Raw genomic sequence first — 22119 nt, 5'->3', positions numbered from 1 at the left:
ATTAAACATTTGATTCTTCACGCAACTCCCGGCCATCACCTCTGTGAAGAAAATGTGTGCACCGGTTCTCCGTCGCCCCCCTTACAACTGGGCCACGAACTCGCTGATATGCGCTGCCACTTGGCCGGGCACCTCCAAGGGCGAGAGGTGGCCGGTGCCCTCCAGGACGGTCAGCGAGGCGGTGGGAATCAAGGGGAGCAGGTGATCGGCGAGCACGGCCGGCGGGTCGACCTTGTCGTGGCTGCCCGCGAGCACCAGCACCGGCACCCCGATCGCCGCGACGCCGGCCGACACATCCTGGACCAGCCCCCCGAACGGCCATGCGAGACGCGCCTGTTCGCCACCGCGCAGGCTGTCCTCGACCACCTGCCGGCGCAGCTCGGGGGTCAGCCCGCCGTCGGTCAGCATCAGGTCGATGCTTCGCAGGACCGTCTCCTCGCTGTCGTAGGCGCGGGAAACCGTCTCCTGCAGTTCCTCGGTCACCCCGATCGGCGTGGGCGGCGCGGGCGCCACCAGGACGACCCCGGTCAGACCGGCGGGCCGGCGCGCGGCCAGCATCTGGGCCACCTTGCCGCCCATGGAGTGTCCGACGAGCACATACCCGGGGTGTCCGAGCGCGTCGATGACCCGCTGTGCGTCGTCCGCGAGCTGGTCCAGGCCGTAAGGGCCCGGCAGGCGCGTGGAGTCGCCCCATCCGCGCTGGTCGTAGGCCACGAATCCCTGTCCGGGGTCGAGACGCCGCAACACCGGGATCCAGGTGCGCCGTGAGCCTCCCCAGTAGTGCAGGAAGACCAGCGTAGGGCCGTCACCCTCACGGACATGTGCGTACACCTGGCCGCCCGCCACGTCGAAGTGACGGCCCACCACATTCTGCGAAGTCATCGTCGGACTCTCCTTCACAGCCGGGACCCACAGACCGCTCCACCGGTGTGGGGAGCCGGCCGCCCCGCGCTCGATGACGATCCTTCTCCCCCCGCCTCGCGCCCAGCCATGGGCTCATGTGCCACTGTCCGCAACTTTTGGGCCAGGCGCGCCGTACCATCGCAGCCATGAACACGCACCGGGTGGCGGTTCTGGCGGTGGACGGCGTGCTGCCCATGGATCTCGGCATCCCCACGCAGATCTTCAACGCCCGCCCGAACACGCCCTACGAACTCACCGTGTGCGGCGACACCCAGGAGACCGTGACCACCAGCTCGGGTTTCACCCTCGGACTGACCGCGGGGCTCGAAGCACTCGGCGAGGCGGACACGGTCATCGTCCCGGGCTTCGCGGACTACCGGCGCCCTCCCCACCCACGGGTGACGGCCGCCCTCGAACGCGCCGGGCGCGCCGGGACACGTACCGTCTCCATCTGCACCGGAGCCTTCGCTCTCGCCGCCGCCGGACTGCTCGACGACCGGACGGTCACCACCCATTGGGCCAGCGCCGACGAACTCGAAGCGCTCTACCCCCGGCTGCGCGTCGACCGCAACGTCCTCTACATCGACAACGGCACGATCCTGACCTCCGCGGGCGTCACGGCCGGCATCGACCTGTGCCTGTACCTGGTCCGCAAAGACCTCGGCGCGGCCGTCGCGAACGACATCGCCCGGGAACTCGTCGCCGCCCCGCACCGTGACGGCGGACAGGCCCAGTACATCACCAGGAGCCTCCCGACCCCCCAGGCCACCACGCTCGCCGCCACACGCACATGGGCCCTGCGGCGCCTGGACGAAGCGCTCACCATCCCCCGGCTCGCCACACACGCCGGTGTCTCCCCCCGCACACTCACCCGCCTGTGGCGCCAGGAGACCGGCGTCAGCCCCCACCAGTGGCTCATGACCGCCCGCGTCAACCGCGCGCGAGAACTCCTGGAGACCACCGATCTCCAGGTGGAACAGATCGCCGCCCGGTGCGGCCTCGGCAGCGGCACCAACCTGCGCGCCCGGTTCCGCGACGCCGTCGCAGTCACCCCCACGGCGTACCGCCGCGCCTTCCGGCACCGGGCTTCCTGACAGCCTGACGTCGGCCGTGGCCGGCGACGGGCGGGCAGCGGCGCGTCAGGGATTCGTGGTGTCCGGCTGGCGGGCCGCAGGCGCCCAGATGACGAACACGTCGATGGCGGCGAGGCCGACATGCTGCCGACCGCGCGGGCTCACCCGGCGCCGGACAGGATGCCCCAGCCGGCGAAGGTCGCGCCGCCGGCGGCCCACGGGCTGTTCCGGGTGGGGCCGGGCCGTAGCCTCCGGACGGCATTCCGGAGTGGGGCTGTGCGGTCATGGTGACCCTCCGTTCGGCGGGGGGACGCGGCCACCGCCGTGAGGCCGTTCGGGTGATGGATGACGGGGCCTGTCCAGGGTCGGCCCGCCCGGTTCTCGCCGGGTTTCCGGTGCGCTTTCCGGTGTGATGTCCGGTGGTTTCCGCGGCGCGCCCGCGAGCCTGGGCGTGCGGCTCCCGGGCAGCGGCACTTCACTCGGGAGGGATGACCGACCTTGAGTCAGCAGGGAGGCCGCGGCATGGCTGAACACGTGGGACGGCGGGCGACGGTCGCCGTACTGGCAGCGCTCCTCGCCGTGAGCGCGGGCGGATGCTCCGGCGGCGGTGGCAGCGCGTCGAACGCCGCGAGCAAGGCGGCCTCCGCGGCGGAGTCGGCCGGCTCGCGGGCGGCCGCCGCTCTGGCTTCGGCGACCGCCGAGGCCCGCCGCAGGCTCGACGCGGTCAAGGGCGGCGTCGACGCCAGGGGCGATGTGCGACTCGGCGCCACGGGGACGGACGGCAGCGGGCGCAGCACCGTCACGGTGACGGCGCACAACACCACGGCCGCCAAGAAGTCCTTCGCGGTGCAGGTCGACTTCCGGGACGCCGGGGGGAATCTGCTGGACGTGGTCGTGGTGACCGTCCCCGACGTCGCGGCCGGCACGTCCGGCACCGCCACGGCACGCAGCACGCACAAGCTCTCCGGGACGGCGAAGGCAGAGGCCGGCACGGCCGTACGGTACTGACGGCCCCGTCAGGCGGGCGCCCGGGCGGGGGGCGGCTCGCCGGCCGGCGCCGCGGCCAGGAACTCCACCACGGCCAGCACGAACAGCAGACACAGGGCGATGCCGACGACGACCCAGCCGGTGGGGTACGTCCACAGGAGGTAGACCACCAGCGACGCGACCACCAGCAGCCAGGTGATCCAGGTGCGGTAGCGGCGTACGAAGGGACCGACCGGGCCGGTGCGCAGACCGGCGTGGTCGGCGGTGGCGCGGGCCGCGCCGATGCCGGAGGTCCACAACCGCCGTACGAGTCCGGCGTACCGGCCCGGGCCGGTGAGCCAGGCGGCCAGGGCCACGACGACGGCGAGGGCCACGACCATGCGCACGGTGGTCTGGAGGAAGTGGGTCAGCGCGTCGTACACGGCACCGGCCGCCTTCGGGGAGACGTCGGCGGGCAGCCGGTCGAGATAGAGCACGCGGAACACGCGCAGTCCGATACCGAGGACGCCGGTGGCGACGGCGACACCGAGGCAGCCCGCGACCAGGGCCCGGCGCCGCCGGACCGAGAGCAGTACACCGGCGGCGACCAGCAGCACGGCCAGCACCGGAAGCCAGTTCCCGGCGAGTTGGAGCAGCCGTACATACGTCTTGACCTTGCCGACCTCGTCCGATCTGACGAGGGTGATGTCGGTGTGCACCGCGGGGATGTGCCCGGCGACGGTCATGCCGGCGTCGACGAGACGCTGCTTGACGCGGTCGATGACCGGGCCGAGGTCGAGGGTGACGGCGTTGTTCTTCAGCTGGATCGCGCCGCCGCCGCTGCCGGTGAGGGCTTTGTCGAGGGTGCTGTGGATCCGGCGGTTGCCCTCGGTCCACACGGTCTTGAAGGCGTCCGACGCGGCGACCTTCCGGGCCTGGTCGTGGACGAAGCTGCGTACGGCGCCTTCCAGGGCGTCGCCCAGCCTGCCGCCGAGCGCCCGCTTCAGGCGGGGCAGGTCCTGGGGTACCACGCCCGACAGCAGGGAGGGCAGGTCGAGGTGGGTCATGAGCACGTCGGTGGCCCGGTTGGCGATGGCGTTCTGCACGTCGGGGTTCGAGGCGAGCGGGGCGACCGTGGCGACGTAGCGGCTGGTGTCGTCCACCTCGTCGGCCGCCCACGCGGCGACGACGGAGAGCGGGGCGAGCACACAGCCGATGACGATGAGCACCGCGGCCACGAAGGATGAGACGCGGTGCCGGGGCGGCCGGGCCCGCGCGTGTTCGAGAGCTGCCACCCGTGCCCGCAGTGCGGCCATCTCCGACCGTTCCGGGCGTTCGTCCGCGTCTTCGCCGCTGCCTTCCGTCACCGTGCCTCCCGTTCGGTTCCGACCCTTCTGCCTGCCAGCCGACCCGCTTCGAGGCGGCGGCGCGAGCAGGAGTGAGCCGTCCGGGTCACCGCCGCGGACGACCGGACGGAAGCCGCCGGGCGCACGCCGTTCCGGCCCCGGAAGCAGGAGCCGGACCGGGCGCGGCGGGCCGGCCGGTGGTGTCCGGCTGCCTGGGCGCCGACGGCCGTCACCATGCCTCCGACTCCGCCGGAGACAAGGACGCGGGCTTCTCGGGGGCACGGCGGGCCCGGGCTCGCACCGCGAGCAGCGGCAGGACGAGCACGAAAGAGCATCGCGGCACCGACCAGCGCCGCGGCCTCGTCCGCGCGAGCACCTTCTGGGACACGCCGGTGATCGTGACGGCCACGACGAGGGGCAGACAGGTGGCGGCGAAGAGCGTGAGCGCCGTACGGTCGCCGCGGCGCATGCCGCGCGGAGCCAGGAGGTACCGGAACACCGATGTCGAGGTCGAAGACCTCCGCCAGGCCCAGCATCCCGGCCAGGAGCAGCATGACGAAGCGGACGGCGAACTGTCCGCTGCTGTGCAGGTCGGCCGATCGGCAGCGCCGTCGACTCGCCCGTTTGCGGCCGCGCAGCAGCAGCGCGATCGCGACGACCGGACCGAACTCGCCGACGGCACCGAGCGCAGGCCACACCAGGTGCCGACAGCGCGGGTTCGGCCTCGGTGTTCCAGGACATCGGGGTCTGTCTCGCCGGCGGCGGTCCGGGGACCGGCACCACGGCGGAAGCGGCCAATGCCATGCTCCGCCCGGGGCACTCATCCGCATGAGCGGGTCGACGCCGTACGGGTGACGCGGTCGTCATCCGAGCGGCCCAGGCAGGCTCGCCGGGCCGGCCGGTCAGGCCGAAGCGCCTGTGTCTCCTGCCCGTGTGCGGAGCGGTCACCTGCACGGTGACCGTCGGCGCCGTACTCGCGGAGGGGCCGCCGGTGCACCGGTACGTGCGGCGGTAGCGGACCGCACCGGCACCGATTCCTCCGCCGGCGCCCGGTCAGCCGCGAGGCGGTGCGGTGCTGTGCCTGATCACCAGGCGGACCGGGACGAGGTCGGTGCCGGGCCGGGATCCGTCACGGGTGCGGATCTGGCGCAGGGCTCCCTGGACGCAGCGGCGTCCCACCTCCGCGAAGTCCTGGTGGACCGTGGTGAGGGGCGGGATGAAGAAGGCGGCGTCGGGGGTGTCGTCGAAGCCGACGACGCTGATGTCGGAGGGGACGGACAGGCCGCGTTCGTGGAAGGCGCGCAGAAGCCCGAGGGCCATCTGGTCGTTGGAGGCGAACACGGCGGTGCAGCCGGGTTCCTGGGCGAGGGCGAGTCCTGCCGCGTGGCCGGACTCGGCCGACCAGTCGCCGTGCAGGGGCGCGGGGACCGGGCGTCCTGCCTCCTGAAGGACCGCGCGCCAGGCCTCGGTGCGGCGTTGCCCGGCGTAGGAGGTCTCGGGTCCGGACACATGCCATACGGTCCGGTGGCCCAGGTCGAGCAGGTGCCTGACGGCCTGGCGGGCGCCGTCGGCCTGGTCGGTGTCGACCACGCTGTAGCGGTCGCCGGCATCCGAGTCGACGACGACCACGTGGACGCCCGGGGGCAGTTGCACGGTGCCGGTGTCGAGCAGGTGGCTCTCCATGATGACGATCACGGCGTCGACGGCCAGCTCGCCCATGCGGGTGAAGGCGCCCAGCACGTTGTCCTGCGTGGGGATGTCGATGGGGATCAGCGTGATGGCGTATCCCTCGGCCGCGGCGTGGGTGGCGATCGCCTCGACGGTACGGCTGTTGCCCGTGGTGGACAGGTTGAAAAGGATCACGCCGATGGTGTTGAACTGGCCGTACCGCAGGGCGCGCGCGGCACTGTTGGGCCGGTAGCCCAGCTGTCGCATGGCGGCGAGCACCTGTTCGCGGGTGGAGTCGATCACCCCGGCGTGGCCGTTGGCGACCCGGGAGACCGTCTGCGACGAGACGCCCGCCAGCTTGGCCACGTCCGCCATGGAGACACGCTGTCTGCGGCGCCCGCCGGGCACACCGGAGCCGCCTCGCCACACACCGCCCGCCGGCGGCGGGACCCGCTGCTCCGCCTCTTTCGGGTTCATCGCGCCACCACTCCCACCTGATCCACGCACCCGGATGTTACGCGTGGGAAAACCTTGACGACCGCTGGAGCGGGTGCCACGATTCCGACGCCTTCGTGTTTACGTAAACATTCTCCTGCGACCGGTACGGACGGAGATCCCGTCCCGGTCCTGGCGCACCAGGATGTTTACGTAACCATCATGCCGTGCCGCGGCCGGCCCGAGGAGCCTCCGGGGAGTTCCCGGTGCGCCTGGCCGGCCTCCCTGCGACCTGTCCCGCGCGCCCGTCCCCGAGCCGCACTCTCCCGAAAGGGCACGTCCGATGCGCAAGTCCCCCGCCAGAGCCCGTTTCGCGCCCCGCCTGCGCGCCGCCTTCGTCGCGGTCGCGATCGCCGCGGTCAGCGGTACGACGCTCGCCGGCAGCCCCGCCTCCGCCGCCGTGCCGGGCACCGGAACGACCCAGTTCAAGGGCGTCAACTGGGCCGACCCCCGCGACAACTACGCCGACGACTATCTGCACCTGTCCGGTCTGTCGCTCTCCGACGACTACGCGCAGACCTACGCGAAGTCGAGCCGGATCATCGAGGCCTTCCGTGCGAACCTCGGCGCCAACACGGTGCGGCTGCCGGTCAACCCGTACACGGTCAACGGCGCCTACTGGAAGTCGTACCGAGCGGTCATCGACGCGGCGACGGCCCGCGGCTTCAAGGTGATCCTCTCCTACTGGGAGGGCACGGGCGCCCAGAAGGACGGGTTCATCGACGACCCCAGCACCTTCTGGCCCATGTGGGACACGGTGGTGAAGACCTACACGGGCAACCGGCTCGTCTACTTCGAGCCGATGAACGAGCCGCACGGATACACCGACAGCCAGTGGGCCGACATCGCCGCGAAGTGGCTGGCGACCTACCCCTCGGTCCCGCGCGACCGCGTCTTCGTCAGCGGCGCGGGCTACAACGACCACGTCACCTCGGTGTGCGCCGACCCGCGTCTGAAGGGCACCTACCTGTCACTGCACCACTACGGGTTCTGGAAGAGCTACGCGACCTACGACCAGTGGGTGGCCGACCTCAAGGAACGCCTCGGCGACTGCGCGAACCGGACGGTCGCCGACGAGTTCGGCGCCCCGATGACCACGGGCCTCGACTACGACAAGCCGGCTCCCGACAACAACTCGATCAACTTCATCCAGGCCGACACCGACACCTTCCGCAAACTCGGGATGGGGTCGGTCTACTGGCCCGGTCTGCGCACCGACGACACCTACTCGATCCAGACCCTGACCGGCACCACCGCCCGCCCCTGGCTCGCCACCACCAACCAGTCCGGTGCCGACCGGCTCGCCTGGGGCTGGGGCCGGGGCAGGCCCGTCGGCCACTGAACAAGCCTCGTACGCGAAGGACTTGGCGGAGCGTCTGATCGTCCGCAGCCGGTCCCTGGCTGCCCTCGCGGGCACCAGGGGCCGGCTTCCCGCCCGCGCCGGTCCTGACGCGGTCCGCTGTCCGGAGTACGGCGTCGGTGGCGATCAGGCGTGCACCGGCCGCCCTACGGCGTGGGGCCGAGGTCGCCTTCGAGGACGGTCTGGATGATCGGGGGACGGTTCCAGAGGGTGAGCAGTTCGTTGGCCATGTCCACGATCGCCTGGGGGTCCTGGTCGCCGTACACCCTGATGGCGGCGGCCGACAGGCTTCGCGGGACGGATCCCGCGTCCAGGAGGACACGCCATTCCTCCGGGCCGAGCTCCAGGAACTCCAGCCCGGTGAGCCGGTTGATCTCCAGCGGATCGGCGAGGGTGCCGGGGTAGGCGGCAAGGGTCCGCAGGCGGGGCAGGCCGGCGACCGGGGCGAGGCTGAGCGGCTCGGCCTCCCATACGCCGATGGACAGGACCTGCAGGCCGGGGTGCGCGGCGGCCTCGATGCTCGGCAGGCTCAGGATGTTGACGTGCGCCACCGCCGGCGGCCGGTCCGCGCCCGAACCGCCACCTCGCTCGCTGCTCCGGTTCAGCACCATGTCGGTCAGTGAGTCGGCGACCAGACACGCGCCGGTGCTCTCCTCGTGGCTGAGGATGATGATCTGCCCCGTGTGTCCGCGCGGGCCGGGCGTCAGATCGACCGCCAGCCGGTCGCCACCCCCGTTGTCACCGAAGGCGATCCAGCCCGGTGAGCCGACCAGGTCCTGCACCGCGGCGTCGGGCGCGGTGTCCACCGCTTCCTTCGCCGCGAACTGCCAAAGGCACTGCCGGGACGCCGCGTCGGCTATGTACAGGTCCTCCAAGGGGAAGAGCTCGCAGCCGACGGCCGTGCACGCGCGTACCACTGCCTCATAGTCGTCGCCCCAGTCCTCCCACCGAGCCCGTGTGACCCGGTAGAGCACCTTGAGCTCCTCGGGCAGGGTGACCCCGAGGCGGGATTCCGCGGCGGCGATGTCCGCCTCCGTCGCGCCGACGGCGTCGGGCAGCCGCTCGCGGAGCGTCCGTTCCAGCAGTTCCGGATCCGCCGACGGCGCCGGCACAGCCCCGGGCACCGGATCGGGCAGACAGCGCCAGGGCTGGGGAACGGCGCCCTCGACCAGGAGGAGTGCCCCCGGGTGCGCGGCACCGATGCCGGGCTCCACGGCGGGACTGGGCGCGAACAGGCGCAGCGCGGTCCTCCCGGTCGGCGAGATCTTCGCCGTGAACGAGATGTCGTCGACACCGGCGTCCACGAGTGCGGTCTGAACCCGCTGGACCGCCTCGTACTCGTCGCGCATGTCCTCGGACTGGGCGGCGCGACCCGGCTGCGGCAGCCGTCGCCGCAACGGCAGACTCCAACTCTGCCTGCCGATCCGACCCGCCAGGCGGGCAGGGGACGCGGGCTGCCGCTCGGCACCGCCGCCCCACAGCAGCCTCAGCACGGGCTCCCAGGTCGCGAAGTCGTGCGCCGCGGACAGAGAAAGTTGGCGATCAGTCATGCGCAGACCGTACGGGGGCCACTGACATCGAGGCCCACCGGGCCGCGCGACGCCGTAGCCGGAGCGGCGAAGTGAACCGGGTGGGATTCGGGGCGTCCGGCCGGAATTCCGTACCGCGGGCAGCGAGGTCCGTACCGGGCGGCCACATGCCGCCCGTCGCACGGCGCTCGTATCGTTCGGGCCATCACGCTCCGCGCCAATCACTGCACGATCCTGGTCGGTGACGACGGCGCCCGGGTCGCGGCACGCCATCTGCCGGCGGCCGCGGGCGTGGCGGACGCCGGAGGCTAACCGGATACGGCGAGGAGTCAGGCGTCCGACAACAGATGCAGGCGCAGGGCGAGTCGGAGTTCCAGGGCCTGCTCCGGGGTGTTCCAGTCCGGGCCGAGCAGGGCCTGGATGCGCTCCAGGCGCTGCGTGACGGTGTTCACGTGCACATGCAGTTCCTCTTTCGCAGGGCTCCGGCGTCGATACTGCCGGTGTGCAGGAACCGGTCGTCGGTGCGGCAGTCCGGGAAGGCGTGGGGGCGGGCGGTCTGCGCGACGAGACCGCCGAGGCCCTCCCCCAGCTGGAGGCGCAGGTTCTGGAACAGCTCCGACAGCGAGCCGTCGCTGACCCTCATACAGGTGCCCCCCGTCTCCTCGTCGGGCAGCGTGAGGTAGGCGGTGTCGGTGCCGAGGAGCATGCGGGCGCGGCGGACGATGGAGCGCAGTACGGCGTCGAGGTCGCGCAGCGCCGCGAGGTCTCCGGCAGTGTCGAAGAGGCCGGTCAGCTCCGCCTCGTGGCGCCGGTGCTGCCTGAGCGTGCTCTGTACCCGCAGCGCCGCTTCGGTGGCCTGCTCGACGACGGTGAGGTCCTGGGCCGTGGCGCCGCCGCGCCTCGACGGCCACGGCGCCCAGTTCCGCGGCGGGCGCGCCCGAGGGGAGGAGTTCGACCAGGCGACGCAGGTGAGGGGCGACGGACGGGGGTTTCTGGGACGTGGGCGGGCCATCGTCGGGAGTGGGCGAGGCGGCGGGACCGGGTCAGGGCGCGGGGCGGTGCCGGGTCTCCTGACGGAAGGAGACCCGGCACCGCCCGTCAGGAGACCGGGGCCTCGCGCGTCAGGCGGAGGGGGCCCGCTGCTGGTCCGTGGCGGGCCGTGGAGCGGTGCCGTCCGGCTCGATGGCCGCGAGGTCGCTGCCGCGGGTTTCCCGGGCGGCGAGGACGGCGATCACGGTGATCAGGGCAGCAAGGCCGACGTACACCGAGATCGGGGTGGCGGTGCCGTAGGAGCCGAGCAGGGCGGTGGCGATCAGCGGGGCCGGTGCACCGGCCGCCACCGAGGAGAGCTGGGCGCCGATGGAGGCGCCGGTGTACCGCATCCGGGTGGCGAACAGCTCGGAGAAGAACGCCGCCTGCGGGGCGTACATGGCGCTGTGGAAGACCAGGCCGACGGTGACGGCGAGTACGAGCGCCGGGAAGGAGCGGGTGTCGAGCAGGCCGAAGAAGGCCCAGGACCACAGGCCCACGCCGACGGCGCCCACCAGGTACACCGGCTTGCGGCCGACCCGGTCGGAGAGGGCGCCGAACAGCGGGATCAGGCAGAACTGCACGGCGGAGCCGATCAGTACGGCGTTCAGTGACGTCTGTTTGCCGAGCTTGAGGTGCTCCACGCAGTAGGTGAGGACGAAGGCGGTGATCACGTAGTAGGAGATGTTCTCGGCCATCCGGGCGCCCATCGCGACCAGGACGTCACGCCAGTGGCCTCGCAGCACCGCGACGAACGGCGGCTGCTCGGCCCGCTGTTCGGCCTTGCGCGGCTCGGCCTTGGCCAGTGCCTCCTTGAACAGCGGGGACTCGTCGACGGACAGCCGGATCCACAGGCCGATCATGACCAGTACGGCCGAGAGCAGGAACGGCACGCGCCAGCCCCAGGAGTTGAACGCGTCGTCGCTCAGCAGGCTGGTCATCAGGGAGAGGACGCCGACGGCGAGCAGGTTGCCGGCCGGTGCGCCGCCTTGCGGCCAGGAGGCCCAGAACCCGCGCCTTCGTGGATCGCCGTGTTCGGACACGAGCAGGACGGCGCCGCCCCACTCGCCGCCGAGGGCGAAGCCCTGGATCAGGCGGAGGGTGGTGAGCAGCAGCGGGGCGGCGGCGCCGATGGAGTCGTAGCCGGGGACGCAGCCGATCAGAGCGGTGGAGCCGCCCATCATCAGCAGGCTGATCACCAGCAGCTTCTTACGGCCGAGACGGTCGCCGAAGTGCCCGAAGACCACGGCGCCGATCGGGCGGGCCGCGAAGCCGATGGCGTAGGTGAGGAAGGAGAGCAGGGTGCCGGTCAGCGGGTCCGACTCGGGGAAGAACACCCGGCCGAAGACCAGGGCGGCCGCCGAGCCGTAGAGGAAGTAGTCGTACCACTCGATGGTGGTGCCGATGAGGCTGGCGGCGACGATGCGGTGGAGCTTGGACGGGGCTGGTGGAGCGCTTGCGGGCGACGACATCGGCACCACTTCCTGGCGTTCGGCGGGGACGTTTGCGTGTCGCCACACCGTAGGAACGCACAGGTCAGAGGCGTATGTGGTGGGACACCATAGTTCTGGGTGTCGGAGTGCGTGCGGCCACCATGGAGGCGCTGCCAGGTCCCTGGCGACGGCCGCAATGAGGCCACGAAGGGTGCTGTCGAGTTGCGTTGTTCGGGCATGATTTGGTGGCGCGCGTGCGGGTATTGCAGACGCGGCTGCCCTGCCGTGGCGAGTGTGGTGATGGGGGTCGGGTGGCCGTCGGTAGCCTGCCGTCATGAAGCCGAGTGGCTTCTTCACGAGGGAGCAGGACCGGCGTGGCCTGTGAACGGTGACCCGTGCTCCCCCTGGGTGGAACGCTTTGCTCTCGGACTGGTCAGAGGGCTTTGGGGACCGGTCACCCGCAAAAGTAACCGCCGTTGTAAGCTCCCGCCGCACCAGCGTGCCTTGGCAGGCCTGGTGTACCTGCGCCGGCAGGACACCGCCGTGCAGATCGCTGCAGGCTTCGGCATCGCCGTCGGCACCACCCCCGCCTACGTGACCGCGGTGGTCAACCTGCTCGCCGACCGCGCGCCCGGACTGCTGCGCGTCCTGTGCGAGGCCGACCCCGACCACGTTTTGCTCGACGGGGACTCTGGCCGAGTGCGACCGGGTTGGCGACAGTCGGGCCGACTACTCCCACCAACACCGCCAGCACGGCGTGAACGTACAGCTCGTGACCGATCCGCATGGCTGACCGCTCTGGATCTCACCCGCCCTGCCCGGCCGCGGGCACGACCAGACCGCAGTCGGCACCCACCGGATCATTCGGATCTGCGAGGCGGCAGGGCGTTCCGGTCCTCGCCGACCCGTGCCTACACGGGAGCCGACCCGTGGGTGACGACACCCCTCAGACGCCCACCAGGCCGTGGCCTCACGCCCACCCAACAAACCGTCAACCGCGCGCTGTCCGCCGCACGGGCTACCGGTCGAGCGCGGCGTCGCACGACTGAAGTCGTGGCGGATCTTCCGCAAATCCCGATGTCGTAGTCAGAATCGAATGTCGTCAATCTCCGCAGCGGTCCTCGCCTTGGAGCGACAACGCTGAAAGAGGTCGCTGACTCTGCGGTGTGCGGTCTGCGGTCTGCGGTCTGCGGTCTGCGGTCTGCGGTCTGCGGTGACGATGGCCCACGTGCGTCAAATATTGCGGTCCTTTGGCGGGCTTCTCGAACCAGCAGTGTGTAACGCAACTCCCGAGTCGTGGCCTCCCCGCGATCGAGGGGAACGGACCGGTCTGCGATCCTGTTGTCATGTCGATCATCGCGACCGTCGCAGTGCTGACCATAGCCGCCTTGCACGCCTACATCCTGGTTCTGGAGATGTTTCTGTGGACCACCCCGCGGGCTCGGGCCGCCTTCGGGACCAGTGCCGAGTTCGCCTCGCAGACGAAAGTGCTCGCGGCCAACCAGGGGCTGTACAACGGCTTCCTCTCCGCTGGTCTGGTGTGGGGCGCCGTGGCGTCCGACCCCGTGGGATTCCAGGCGAGGGTCTTCTTCCTTGTCTGTGTGGCCGTGGCGGGTGTGTACGGGGCCGTGACCTCCAGCCGGAAGATTCTCTTCGTGCAGACTGTCCCGGCGCTGGTCGGGCTCTTGCTGGTGCTGACGGCCCGCTGACCGGGATGGTGCAGAAACAGCCCACCCGGACCCACGGGTCCGACCTGCCGGCTGGTCCCGTCGTCGTACGACATCTCGAAGGCCGGCTCGCATAGTGCCCTCTTCACGCTCCTGGGCCGCGAGCCGATTCCAGTCGTGAGCCGCCACCGCGCGAAGAGGGCGCTGCTGGCACCGCTCGCAGACATGCCAGCATCGCGACAGCCGGTCGTACGAAGACGGTTGCGGGTCTCTCCTCACTGACCTTGCTGGTCACATCCCAGCCCCAGAAGTGCCTGGAGCCGAGCCGGGACCAGTCGAACGTGAGGGCGTTGTGGGCGCGGAAGAGGACGAGTACGCGAAGAGAGCGTAAATGGCCCCTCGGCGCCGGACATGACGGGCTGCGCGCGGACGGCGAATCGGGCGTCGCCGAACACCACGAACAGCATGGCCAGGAACCAGACCACGCCGACCACGGTCGACAGCGCGGCGTTGTTCACGAATCCCGCGCCGAAGGGGGCAAGGTTTCCTGCGCCCCATGACCGGCCCCGCATTGACCCCTTTTCCCAGGTCCGGGAAGTGTGCCCGATCGCCTCTCGCAAGCCCAAGGAGAAGTGTGCGGCGGCGCCCTCGGCGGACCGAACGCACCTGGTACTAGGGCGCGTACTGAGTCGTGATCAATGACTCGCTCTGGTGAGGTCTTTGATCCAGATCATCGAGGCGCGGAGGTGGAGGCCGGCGAGGTAGCTCTCCGGGGTCTTGTCGTACCGGGTTGCGATGCCTCGCCAGGCCTTGAGCTTGTTGATCAGCCGCTCGACGGTGTTCCGCTCCTTGTACAGCTCGGCGTCGTGGCTGACGGGCCGACCGCCGCTGGAGCCCTTCTTCTTCCGGTTCGCGGCCTGGTCGACTTTCTCGGGGATGACGGCCTTGATGTTGCGTCTGCGCAGGTGAACGCGGTTGCCGCGTGACGAGTAGGCCTTGTCCCCGGCGACAGCGTCGGGCCGGGTGCGGGGTCGGCCGACGGGTCCGCGGACCCGGATCCTCCCCAGCACCGAGATGAACTGCGGGCTGTCGGCCGCCTGTCCGGCGGTCAGGATGAACGCCAGGGGGCGGCACCTGCGGTCGGCCGCGAGGTGGACCTTGCTCGTCCGCCCGCCCCGTGAGCGTCCCAGGAGGGCGGCCTTCAGCCGGAGTTTCCGTCGGCGTCGGATGCGTCGTCGCTCATCCCGGTCGGGATCCGCTTCGGGGTCTCGTCCGCTTTGTTCTTCGGGGTCGCCCCCTTTGACCTGGCCTTCTCCTGCTCGGCGGCGGCCTTCTCCAGCACGGTGATGACTTCCTCATCAAGGTCCATCCCGGCCGCGTCGTGGTGGGCACGTGCGGTAGTGGAGTCGATGCTGACCAGGGACAGGTCCACCTCGCCCCGCTTCGCGGCCTCCGCGATCAGGCCCTCCAGCAGGGCCTCGAACCCGCCGGCGTCACGCCACTGGCGGAAGCGATTGGAGATGGTCGACCAGGCGCCGAACTCCTGCGGCATCTCCCGCCACTGCCCGCCGGTCTTGAACCGCCAGATCACACCCTCGAACTGCCGCCGCAGCTGCTCGGGGTAGGGCCCGTACTCGCCGATCGGCAGGTACCGCTCGATGAACTCCCACTCTTCGTCAGTCAGTTGCGAACGAGTCACGCAAGACGATCTATCGGACCTCGGCCCGCCACGAGGGCGAATCCCGCGAATTGATTACGACCCGGTACGGGCCCCGAGCGCCGCCTCGGCGGCCAGGGCCCGGGCTGCGGTCGCGGCGCCGAGACGGCTGAGGGCCAGTTGCAGGGCCAGTGTCCCGATGACCGCGATCGTGAAGGCGGGAACGGCACCGAGCGGTTCGACGAGGACGGAGACGAGGAAGCAGAAGGCGGCGAAGCCCCACAGACCGCGCAGCACACCGCGCAGTGTCGCCCCGGCGAGCGGCGCGCCGCCCTGGGCGAGGGTGAAGCCGGCAACGACGCTGGTGCCGATGGGGAAGGGTGCGAGCACGCCCGTGAGGTCCGGGCCGAGGTGTGCGGCGGCCGTGGTGAGCGCGGTGACCAGCAGCGCCGTCGCCGCGGCCCGCGCAGGCAGGTCCCACCACGGCGGCGGCGTGACGGCCCGGCTCGGGCCGACTTCCGTCCCCGTCCGTCCCAGCACCCGCGCTCCGCTCGCGGTCGCGGCGAAGGAGACGCCGAGCGCCAGAACGGCCGGCACCACGAGTCGCGCCAGCGCGAGATCCGCGAGCAGGCACAGGAGCCACGACAGCAGTAGCGTGACGGCCCATTGGCCGGTCCCCGGCCTCCGCGACAGTTGCGCGAAGACGACCGCGAACAGAGCGAGCGAGACGAGCCCGAGGAGGGAGGCGGACGCCGCCCGCGCGGCGAACACCTCACCGTGCTCCAGGGTGGTGATGAACAGGATCGGCCCGGCCACGATCGGCAGCGCAACGAGCGTCCCGGCGAGGGTCGGCCCCCAGCGTCTGCCGGCCAAGGACGAGGCGACTACGAGCGCGGGTGCGAGGAACAGCTTCAATACCAACATCGACACTGAAGCGATCCTGGCACAATCACGGTGACCTGCCCAGATGCATCGATCTCGGAACCGGCACGGACAGCTACCTCGCCGACCTCTGCCTTCTGCCTGCACGCGTCGATCTGGATCAAATGCCCCACCCGAGGCACCCAATGATCATGACTCCATACGCGCCCTAGGAGCCCACCTTGATCACTCCGCCGCCGTGGGCCTGAACCACGGCGGCGGAGTGTCGGTGAACTGAGTGGCGTTGGTGATGGTGACCTGGGCGGCCTTGGCCGCCTGGGCGGGAGACCCGGCGGCCAGTAGGGCGAGCACACCCATGGAGGCGGCCGGCACATACGTCAGGGCACGTCTGAGCATCAGAGGTCCTTCGAATCCACTCCCACCTTCAACAAGGGTTGGGATTTGGGGGATTGTGTGCGACTCCGTTGAGGACCGTAGATGCCAAGCATGCCGTCGTCAAGGCTCGGAAGACGATGACATCCAATGTTTCTTGAAGATGCACGCTCCACCGATGCAACAGCCTGGGTATTTCAGCCGATTGTGTCCGTCCACTAGACGTGGCACGGGTTGGTGCCCATTAATACATCCGATGTCATCCCGGCGAGACATGCGCCTCCGTACGGCTCCCCGTATCTCGCCGATGGCGGATGACTCATCCCATCCATTCGGTCCGGATGCTCAGCCGCATGACCGCCCGGGCTCTCCTGTGGACAGTCAGGAGTCTCGTCTTGTCGTTTTCCATCAACCGCCGAAGAATGCTCACCGGCGTGGCCGCCCTGACGGTCGCCGCCGCTGTCGGGCCCGCCCTGGCAGCTCCCGCCCACGCCGCCGCCTCCACCGGGCCCCAGCCGTTGCCGCTGCCTCCGCTGCGCATCCCGCAGACGGACATGGGTGTGGAGCAGCAGCCGGACGCCAAGGTCCAGTGGATGCGGGACGCCAAGCTGGGCATGTTCATCCACTGGGGCGTCTACTCCGGCCCGGCCAAGGGCGAGTGGTACATGCACAACGCCCCCGTCACGCCGGAGAACTACAAGAAGTACGTCACCGAAGCCACCAGCGAGCAGTTCACCGCCGACGCCTACAAGCCGGCCGACTGGGCCCAGTTGGCCAAGGACTTCGGCGCCAAGTACGTGACCCTCACCACCCGTCACCACGACGGCTTCGCCCTGTGGCCGCTGAAACACCCCAACAGCTGGAACTCCGGCCAGGCCCCGCTCAGCCGTGACTTCGTCAAGGACTACGTCGCGGCCGTGCGGGCGGCCGGGCTGAAGGTCGGGCTCTACTACTCGCCGATCGACTGGCGCTACCCCGGCTATTACGACGTCCACGGCACCAACTGCGCGGCCAATCCCTGGGGTTACACCACCGACCCCTCCCACAAGGAGAACGCGCGGATCATGAAGACCGAGGTGTACGAGTCCGTCAAGGAACTCGTCACCCAGTACGGCGTCATCGACGACCTGTGGTGGGACGGCGGCTGGCTGGCGGAACAGGGCACCGACGCCGACGCCGCGTTCTTCTGGGAACCCGGCCGGTACCGTGACACCTCCAATGCCTGGCCCGTGGACGCCGCCTACGGCGAAACCGACTCCGACGGCAAGCCGCTGGGCCTGATGGGCATGGTCCGCAAGCACCAGCCCGACATCGTCGCCACCTCGCGCTCCGGCTGGATCGGCGACTACGCCAGCGAAGAGGGCGGATCCGTGCCCACCGGCACCATCCGCACCGGCAAGCTCGCCGAGAAGGTCTTCACCGTCGGCAGCACCTGGGGCTACAACTCCGACGGCAAGGTCATGAGTTACGGCACCGCCATGGACATCCTGGTCAACTCATGGGTGCGCGACATCACCGTCATGGTCAACGTCGGCCCCGACCGGCACGGCACCGTCTCTGACGCACAGGCGAGTCTGCTGCGCCGGATCGGCACCTTCATGACCACCTACGGCGAGTCCGTGTACAAGACGCGCGGCGGTCCCTGGCAGCCTGTGGACGGCCAGTACGGCTTCACCTACCGGGACCGCACCGTCTACGTCCACCTGCTGCCCGGCTACAACGGAACCGGCTTCACCACACCGTCGATCGGCGACGCCCAGGTCGAGCGGGTCTTCGACGTGGCGACAGGCCAGTCGCTGCCGTACGCGTCCGACACGGACGGCACCGTGACCGTCGAGGGCATCAACCGCACCCGTCACCCTGAGGACAGCGTGATCGGCATCAGGCTGGACCGGGACGTGTGCCAGCCGGACATCGCCCTGCGCAGGAGGGCCACGGCGTCCAGCGCCGCCAAGTGCCACCCGGCGGCGAAGGCCGTGGACGGCTCCACCGCCACCTACTGGATCGCCGGCGAGAGCGGTGCGGGGCAGTGGCTGAAGGTGGACCTGGGCTCGGCGAGGTCGCTCACCGGGGCCCGTATCGCCTGGGCGAAGGGCGACACCAACTACCAGTACAGGATCGAGGGTTCCACCGACAACAGGACCTGGTCCACCCTGGCCGACCTCACCACGACCGCCGCCACCGGCCAGGTCCAGGTCTCCGCTTTCAGCTCCACGGCCCGGTACGTGCGGGTGACGGTGACCGGGGTGCCGGAGGGCATCACGGCGGGCATCCGCAGCCTGGAGGTGTACGACCGGCCCTTCGCCACGGATCTCGGTGTCTTCAAGCTGCTCAACCGCAACAGTGGCAAGGTCCTCGACGTCAGCGGCGCCTCCACCGCCGACGGCGGTGCCGTCATCCAGTGGCCCTGGACGGGCGGCACCAACCAGCAGTGGAAGCTGGCGTCGAACGCCGACGGGTCCTACCGGCTGGTCAACGTCCGCAGTGGCAAGGTCCTCGACAGCCCCGGCAACTCCGCCAAGGGCGCCGCCCTCGACCAGTGGACCGACAACGGCGGCGACAACCAGTGGTGGAAGCTGGTCCCCTCCTCGACCAGCGGCTACTACCAGCTCGTCAACGTCCGCACCGGCTGGTACGTCGACGTCAAGGACGCCTCCACCGCGGACGGCTCCCCTGTCGTCCAGTGGACCGCCACCGGCGGAGCCAGCCAGGACTGGCAGCTCGTCTCCCTGTAGCGGCGACTTGGCGACGCGGGCGTGGCAGGCACGCCATGCCCGCGTGCGCCCCTGTCCGGCTGCCAGTTCCGGTCGGCCGGCCCTCGTCCCGCCGTCGATCACAAGGAAGTGGTAGCACATGGCCGTACTCCGAAGAAGCGCGGCGAGCAGCCTCGCCTGCGCCTTCGCGCTGGCTGCGGCTCTCACCGTCGCACCTGCGTGGCAGACCGCCCACGCGGCCACCGCCACGACCGCGTGGGAGTCAGGCAGGTTCACCGTCGACACACCGAACCTGGTGCGTCGCTCCGACGTGGTGCTGCGCCGGCCGAACGCCGCGCAGTCACAGTTCATGCCGCTCGGCAACGGCAGGCTCGGTGCCGCCGTCCGGGCCGCCGGCGGTTTCACCGCCCAGCTCAACCGCTCGGACACATATCCGGACCGCAAGTCGCCGGGATGGGTGACCGTCCCGGGACTCGCCAAGCTCACCGGCGCCTCCGACTACCAGGCCCACCTGGACCTGTACAACGGGACGTTCACCGAATCCGGCGGCGGCATGACCGCCACCGTCTACGTCCGCGCGGACAAGGACGAACTGGTCGTCGACGTCACCGGGGCCGATCCCACCATCCCGCAGACGGCCCGGCTCGCCCTGTGGTCCGGGCGATCACCGCAGGCGGATGCCGACGGCGCGATCGGCACGCTCGCCGAGACCTGGAAGGACACCGGCCGGCCCGGATCGGGCGGTGGCACGTTCGGCTCGCTGGGCGCGATCACCGCAGGCGGACAGGATGTCACCGCGAGCGTCGTGGACTCCCGCACGGTGCAGGTCTCCTTCACCCCGCACGCCGACGGCAGCTTCCGCATCGTGACCGCCGCACCGCACTGGACCGGCGGGGACGCCCGGAGCACCGCCGCAAGCCTGCTGGCGAAGGACACGACCAAGACGTCGTCCGGCCTCTTCGCGGCGCACCTGTCGTGGTGGCACTCCTTCTGGAACAGGGTCGGGCTGATCAAGTACTCCTCCGCCGACGGCACCGCCGACTACCTGGAGAGCCTGCGCACACTCGACCTGTACGACGCGGCGGCGCAGAGCCGCGGCCTCTACCCCGGTTCCCAGGCGGGCGTCGCGGACCTGTTCTCGGCGTACAAGGACTTCCACCGGTGGGATCCGGGCGCGTACTGGCACTGGAACCTGCGCATGCAGGTCCAGGCGAACCTGTCCGCCGGCGCCTTCGGCCTGAATGCACCCTACTTCCGCCTCTACCGGCGCAACCTGGCGAACATCCAGGCGTGGACCAAGGCTCACCTGGGCGACCGCACGGGCATCTGCGTCCCCGAGACCATGCGCTTCAACGGACAGGGCTTCGAGTACGAGACGTGGCTGTCCTCGCCGGGCCTGAACTGCGACTCGGCTTCCAGCCCGTACTACAACGCGCGCACCATGTCCACCGGGGCCGAGGTCGGGCTGTGGGTCTGGCAGCAGTACCTCATGACCGGCGACCGGTCCTTCCTGCGCGGCAACTACCCCCTCATGGCCGAGGCGAGCCGGTTCCTGCTCGCGTACTCGACCACGGGCGCGGACGGCTATCTGCACACCGCCCCGTCAAACGCGCATGAGACCCAGTGGGACGTCAAGGACCCCACCACAGACATCTCTGCCATGCGGGCCCTGTTCCCGGCGACCGCCAAGGCCGCCCGGGTGCTCGGCAAGGACGCCGGTCTCGTCGGACAGCTGAACACGGCCCTGGCGAAGATCCTCCCACTTCCCCGCACCGACGCGGCGACACAGTCCAAGCTGCTCACCGAGGCCGACGACGCCGACGGCACGGATGTCATCGCGCCCTCCTACGAGCCGTCGGCCGCCAAGCACAACACCGAGAACATCGGGCTGGAACCGGTGTGGCCCTACAACCTGATCGGCGACTCGGGAGACTCGTCCGACCTGGCCAGGCGGACGTACACGAGCCGCCCGAACAAGCAGGTCAACGACTGGAGCAACGACCCGATCCAGGCCGCCCGCCTAGGTCTCGGCGACGAGGTCGCCGCCACCTTGACCAGGCTGACCAAGAAGTACCAGACGCTGCCCTCGGGCCTGGCGACCTTCGTCGGCAACGAGCCCTACTTCGAGCAGCAGGGTGTGGCGGCCGCCGCACTCGGCGAGGCGCTGGTGCAGGACTACGACGGGCTGCTGCGCATCGCGCCCGCGCTGCCCTCCGGTTGGAACGCTGACGGCACGGTGTTCGTCCAGGGCGGCAGCAAGGTCTCGGTCCAGGTCCATGACGGGACGATCGGCACCGTAGGCGTCAACGCCGGGTCCACCGGGACCATCAGGGTCCGCAACCCCTGGCCGGGCAGGCAGGTCGAGGTCGTCGACGGCAAGGACGGGCACACCGTAGTGGTCCGTGCGACCAACGCCGCGCAGATCTCCGTCCCGGCCGTCAAGGGCAGGTCCTACCTCATCCAGCAGCCCTCCGACCCGGTCGGCGCCCGGCCGTTCGCCGCGGTGACCGCGACCCCGGCGGCCGACGTGCGCAGGCTCGGATCCGCGTCGATCGGCCTGGCAGCCATCAAGGTGCCCGCCGGCAGCCCCCTCGTCGGTGGAGCCTCCGGACGCTGCCTCGACGATCCGGGCGCCAGTACGGCCCCGGGCACCCGGGTCGACATCTGGGACTGCGACGTCTCGGCGAACCAGAAGTGGAAGTACACCTCCACGGGCGCCCTCACCACCAAGGGCCTGTGCCTGGACGCGAAGGACGGTTCGACCACCCCCGGTGCCCCGGTGATCCTGGGGACCTGCACCGGCAGCGACAACCAGCAGTGGACCTTCAGCTGACGGTGAAGACGTACAGACGCACCCTGGTCAGGGTGCGGGTCTCGAAGAAGTCACACGCGAGCAGTGCGTCTGCCTGATTGCGCAGTTGCTCATCGTCAGCAGGCGCAGGAGCGTGAAGGCGTTGGTCGCCGCGAGGTAGGCCAGACGCAGCACCACAACCGATCATGGTGCAGTCCGTCCTTGCCCAGGTGA

At 70.3% G+C, this 22119-nt stretch carries 14 protein-coding genes and 4 pseudogenes; 7 read left to right on the top strand and 11 right to left on the bottom strand.

Annotation, left to right across the window (positions count from 1 at the left end):
* Positions 1-81: 81 nt before the first annotated feature.
* Positions 82-882, bottom strand: coding sequence for an alpha/beta fold hydrolase (locus O1G22_RS40780; protein ID WP_270085923.1), 801 nt, complete (start codon positions 880-882; stop codon positions 82-84).
* Between the two features lie 167 nt (positions 883-1049).
* On the opposite strand from O1G22_RS40780, the gene O1G22_RS40775 reads away from it, so the two are divergent.
* Together O1G22_RS40775 and O1G22_RS40770 are read left to right on the top strand one after the other, a co-directional pair.
* The gene (locus tag O1G22_RS40775) at positions 1050-1997 is read left to right on the top strand and encodes a GlxA family transcriptional regulator (RefSeq protein ID WP_270085922.1); all 948 of its coding nucleotides are present in this window, start codon (positions 1050-1052) and stop codon (positions 1995-1997) included.
* Positions 1998-2498: 501 nt separating this feature from the next.
* Positions 2499-2984 carry an FxLYD domain-containing protein gene (locus tag O1G22_RS40770; RefSeq protein ID WP_270085921.1) on the top strand — a complete coding sequence of 162 codons (486 nt, stop codon included), beginning with the start codon at positions 2499-2501 and terminating at the stop codon, positions 2982-2984.
* Positions 2985-2992: 8 nt separating this feature from the next.
* On the opposite strand, the gene O1G22_RS40765 is transcribed toward O1G22_RS40770, so the two are convergent.
* The 3 genes and pseudogenes from O1G22_RS40765 to O1G22_RS40755 all read right to left on the bottom strand — a co-directional run bounded on the left by O1G22_RS40765 (position 2993) and on the right by O1G22_RS40755 (position 6433).
* The gene (locus tag O1G22_RS40765) at positions 2993-4258 is read right to left on the bottom strand and encodes a hypothetical protein (protein ID WP_270086671.1); all 1266 of its coding nucleotides are present in this window, start codon (positions 4256-4258) and stop codon (positions 2993-2995) included.
* Positions 4259-4517: 259 nt separating this feature from the next.
* A pseudogene (locus tag O1G22_RS45035) lies at positions 4518-4977 on the bottom strand (hypothetical protein); the annotation flags it as partial.
* A gap of 364 nt (positions 4978-5341) precedes the next feature.
* A complete protein-coding gene (locus O1G22_RS40755) occupies positions 5342-6433 on the bottom strand; it encodes a LacI family DNA-binding transcriptional regulator (protein WP_428986456.1) in 1092 nt (363 codons plus the stop codon).
* A 301-nt stretch (positions 6434-6734) separates the two neighbouring features.
* On the opposite strand from O1G22_RS40755, the gene O1G22_RS40750 reads away from it, so the two are divergent.
* The gene (locus O1G22_RS40750) at positions 6735-7793 is read left to right on the top strand and encodes a glycoside hydrolase family 5 protein (RefSeq protein WP_270085919.1); all 1059 of its coding nucleotides are present in this window, start codon (positions 6735-6737) and stop codon (positions 7791-7793) included.
* Between the two features lie 164 nt (positions 7794-7957).
* On the opposite strand, the gene O1G22_RS40745 is transcribed toward O1G22_RS40750, so the two are convergent.
* The 4 genes and pseudogenes from O1G22_RS40745 to O1G22_RS40730 all read right to left on the bottom strand — a co-directional run bounded on the left by O1G22_RS40745 (position 7958) and on the right by O1G22_RS40730 (position 11841).
* On the bottom strand, positions 7958-9361 hold the full coding sequence (locus tag O1G22_RS40745; protein WP_270085918.1) for an SMI1/KNR4 family protein: 1404 nt from the start codon (positions 9359-9361) through the stop codon (positions 7958-7960).
* Between the two features lie 308 nt (positions 9362-9669).
* Positions 9670-9792, bottom strand: a complete 123-nt coding sequence (locus O1G22_RS40740; protein WP_270085917.1) for a helix-turn-helix domain-containing protein — start codon at positions 9790-9792, stop codon at positions 9670-9672.
* A 23-nt stretch (positions 9793-9815) separates the two neighbouring features.
* Positions 9816-10308: pseudogene (locus tag O1G22_RS40735) on the bottom strand (GAF domain-containing protein); the annotation flags it as partial.
* Between the two features lie 153 nt (positions 10309-10461).
* Complete coding sequence (locus tag O1G22_RS40730; protein ID WP_270085916.1) at positions 10462-11841, bottom strand: MFS transporter; 1380 nt, start codon at positions 11839-11841, stop codon at positions 10462-10464.
* A gap of 369 nt (positions 11842-12210) precedes the next feature.
* On the opposite strand from O1G22_RS40730, the pseudogene O1G22_RS40725 reads away from it, so the two are divergent.
* Both O1G22_RS40725 and O1G22_RS40720 read left to right on the top strand, forming a co-directional pair.
* A pseudogene (locus tag O1G22_RS40725) lies at positions 12211-12946 on the top strand (transposase).
* A gap of 202 nt (positions 12947-13148) precedes the next feature.
* Positions 13149-13511 carry a DUF1304 domain-containing protein gene (locus O1G22_RS40720; protein WP_270085915.1) on the top strand — a complete coding sequence of 121 codons (363 nt, stop codon included), beginning with the start codon at positions 13149-13151 and terminating at the stop codon, positions 13509-13511.
* Positions 13512-14164: 653 nt separating this feature from the next.
* Here the strand turns inward: O1G22_RS40720 and O1G22_RS40710 are convergent.
* From O1G22_RS40710 to O1G22_RS40700, 3 genes and pseudogenes are all read right to left on the bottom strand, one after another.
* Positions 14165-15168, bottom strand: a pseudogene (locus O1G22_RS40710) (IS5 family transposase).
* Positions 15169-15222: 54 nt separating this feature from the next.
* A complete protein-coding gene (locus O1G22_RS40705; protein ID WP_270085914.1) occupies positions 15223-16056 on the bottom strand; it encodes a hypothetical protein in 834 nt (277 codons plus the stop codon).
* Between the two features lie 177 nt (positions 16057-16233).
* Positions 16234-16404: a hypothetical protein gene (locus tag O1G22_RS40700; RefSeq protein WP_270085913.1), complete on the bottom strand. Its 171-nt coding sequence runs from the start codon at positions 16402-16404 to the stop codon at positions 16234-16236.
* 371 nt (positions 16405-16775) lie between these two features.
* Between O1G22_RS40700 and O1G22_RS40695 the strand changes: the two genes are divergently transcribed.
* Together O1G22_RS40695 and O1G22_RS40690 are read left to right on the top strand one after the other, a co-directional pair.
* Entirely contained in the window at positions 16776-19115 is a 2340-nt protein-coding gene (locus tag O1G22_RS40695; RefSeq protein WP_270085912.1) for an alpha-L-fucosidase, read from the top strand.
* A gap of 118 nt (positions 19116-19233) precedes the next feature.
* Positions 19234-21927, top strand: coding sequence for an RICIN domain-containing protein (locus O1G22_RS40690; RefSeq protein WP_270085911.1), 2694 nt, complete (start codon positions 19234-19236; stop codon positions 21925-21927).
* Positions 21928-22119 lie beyond the last annotated feature (192 nt).

Source organism: Streptomyces camelliae, from assembly GCF_027625935.1.
GTDB classification, from domain to species: Bacteria; Actinomycetota; Actinomycetes; order Streptomycetales; family Streptomycetaceae; genus Streptomyces; species Streptomyces camelliae.
Note: the sequence above shows the minus strand (reverse complement) of the source record. Positions and strands in the feature narration are given on the sequence as shown.

Excerpts from the sequence above, each read along its gene's own strand:
- O1G22_RS40720 (WP_270085915.1), top strand. The coding sequence starts at position 13,149 with ATGTCGATCATCGCGACCGTCGCAGTGCTGACCATAGCCGCCTTGCAC.
- O1G22_RS40755 (WP_428986456.1), bottom strand. The coding sequence starts at position 6,433 with ATGAACCCGAAAGAGGCGGAGCAGCGGGTCCCGCCGCCGGCGGGCGGT.
- O1G22_RS40690 (WP_270085911.1), top strand. The coding sequence starts at position 19,234 with ATGGCCGTACTCCGAAGAAGCGCGGCGAGCAGCCTCGCCTGCGCCTTC.
- O1G22_RS40775 (WP_270085922.1), top strand. The coding sequence starts at position 1,050 with ATGAACACGCACCGGGTGGCGGTTCTGGCGGTGGACGGCGTGCTGCCC.
- O1G22_RS40730 (WP_270085916.1), bottom strand. The coding sequence starts at position 11,841 with ATGTCGTCGCCCGCAAGCGCTCCACCAGCCCCGTCCAAGCTCCACCGC.
- O1G22_RS40700 (WP_270085913.1), bottom strand. The coding sequence starts at position 16,404 with ATGCTCAGACGTGCCCTGACGTATGTGCCGGCCGCCTCCATGGGTGTG.
- O1G22_RS40745 (WP_270085918.1), bottom strand. The coding sequence starts at position 9,361 with ATGACTGATCGCCAACTTTCTCTGTCCGCGGCGCACGACTTCGCGACC.
- O1G22_RS40765 (WP_270086671.1), bottom strand. The coding sequence starts at position 4,258 with ATGGCCGCACTGCGGGCACGGGTGGCAGCTCTCGAACACGCGCGGGCC.
- O1G22_RS40750 (WP_270085919.1), top strand. The coding sequence starts at position 6,735 with ATGCGCAAGTCCCCCGCCAGAGCCCGTTTCGCGCCCCGCCTGCGCGCC.
- O1G22_RS40770 (WP_270085921.1), top strand. The coding sequence starts at position 2,499 with ATGGCTGAACACGTGGGACGGCGGGCGACGGTCGCCGTACTGGCAGCG.
- O1G22_RS40780 (WP_270085923.1), bottom strand. The coding sequence starts at position 882 with ATGACTTCGCAGAATGTGGTGGGCCGTCACTTCGACGTGGCGGGCGGC.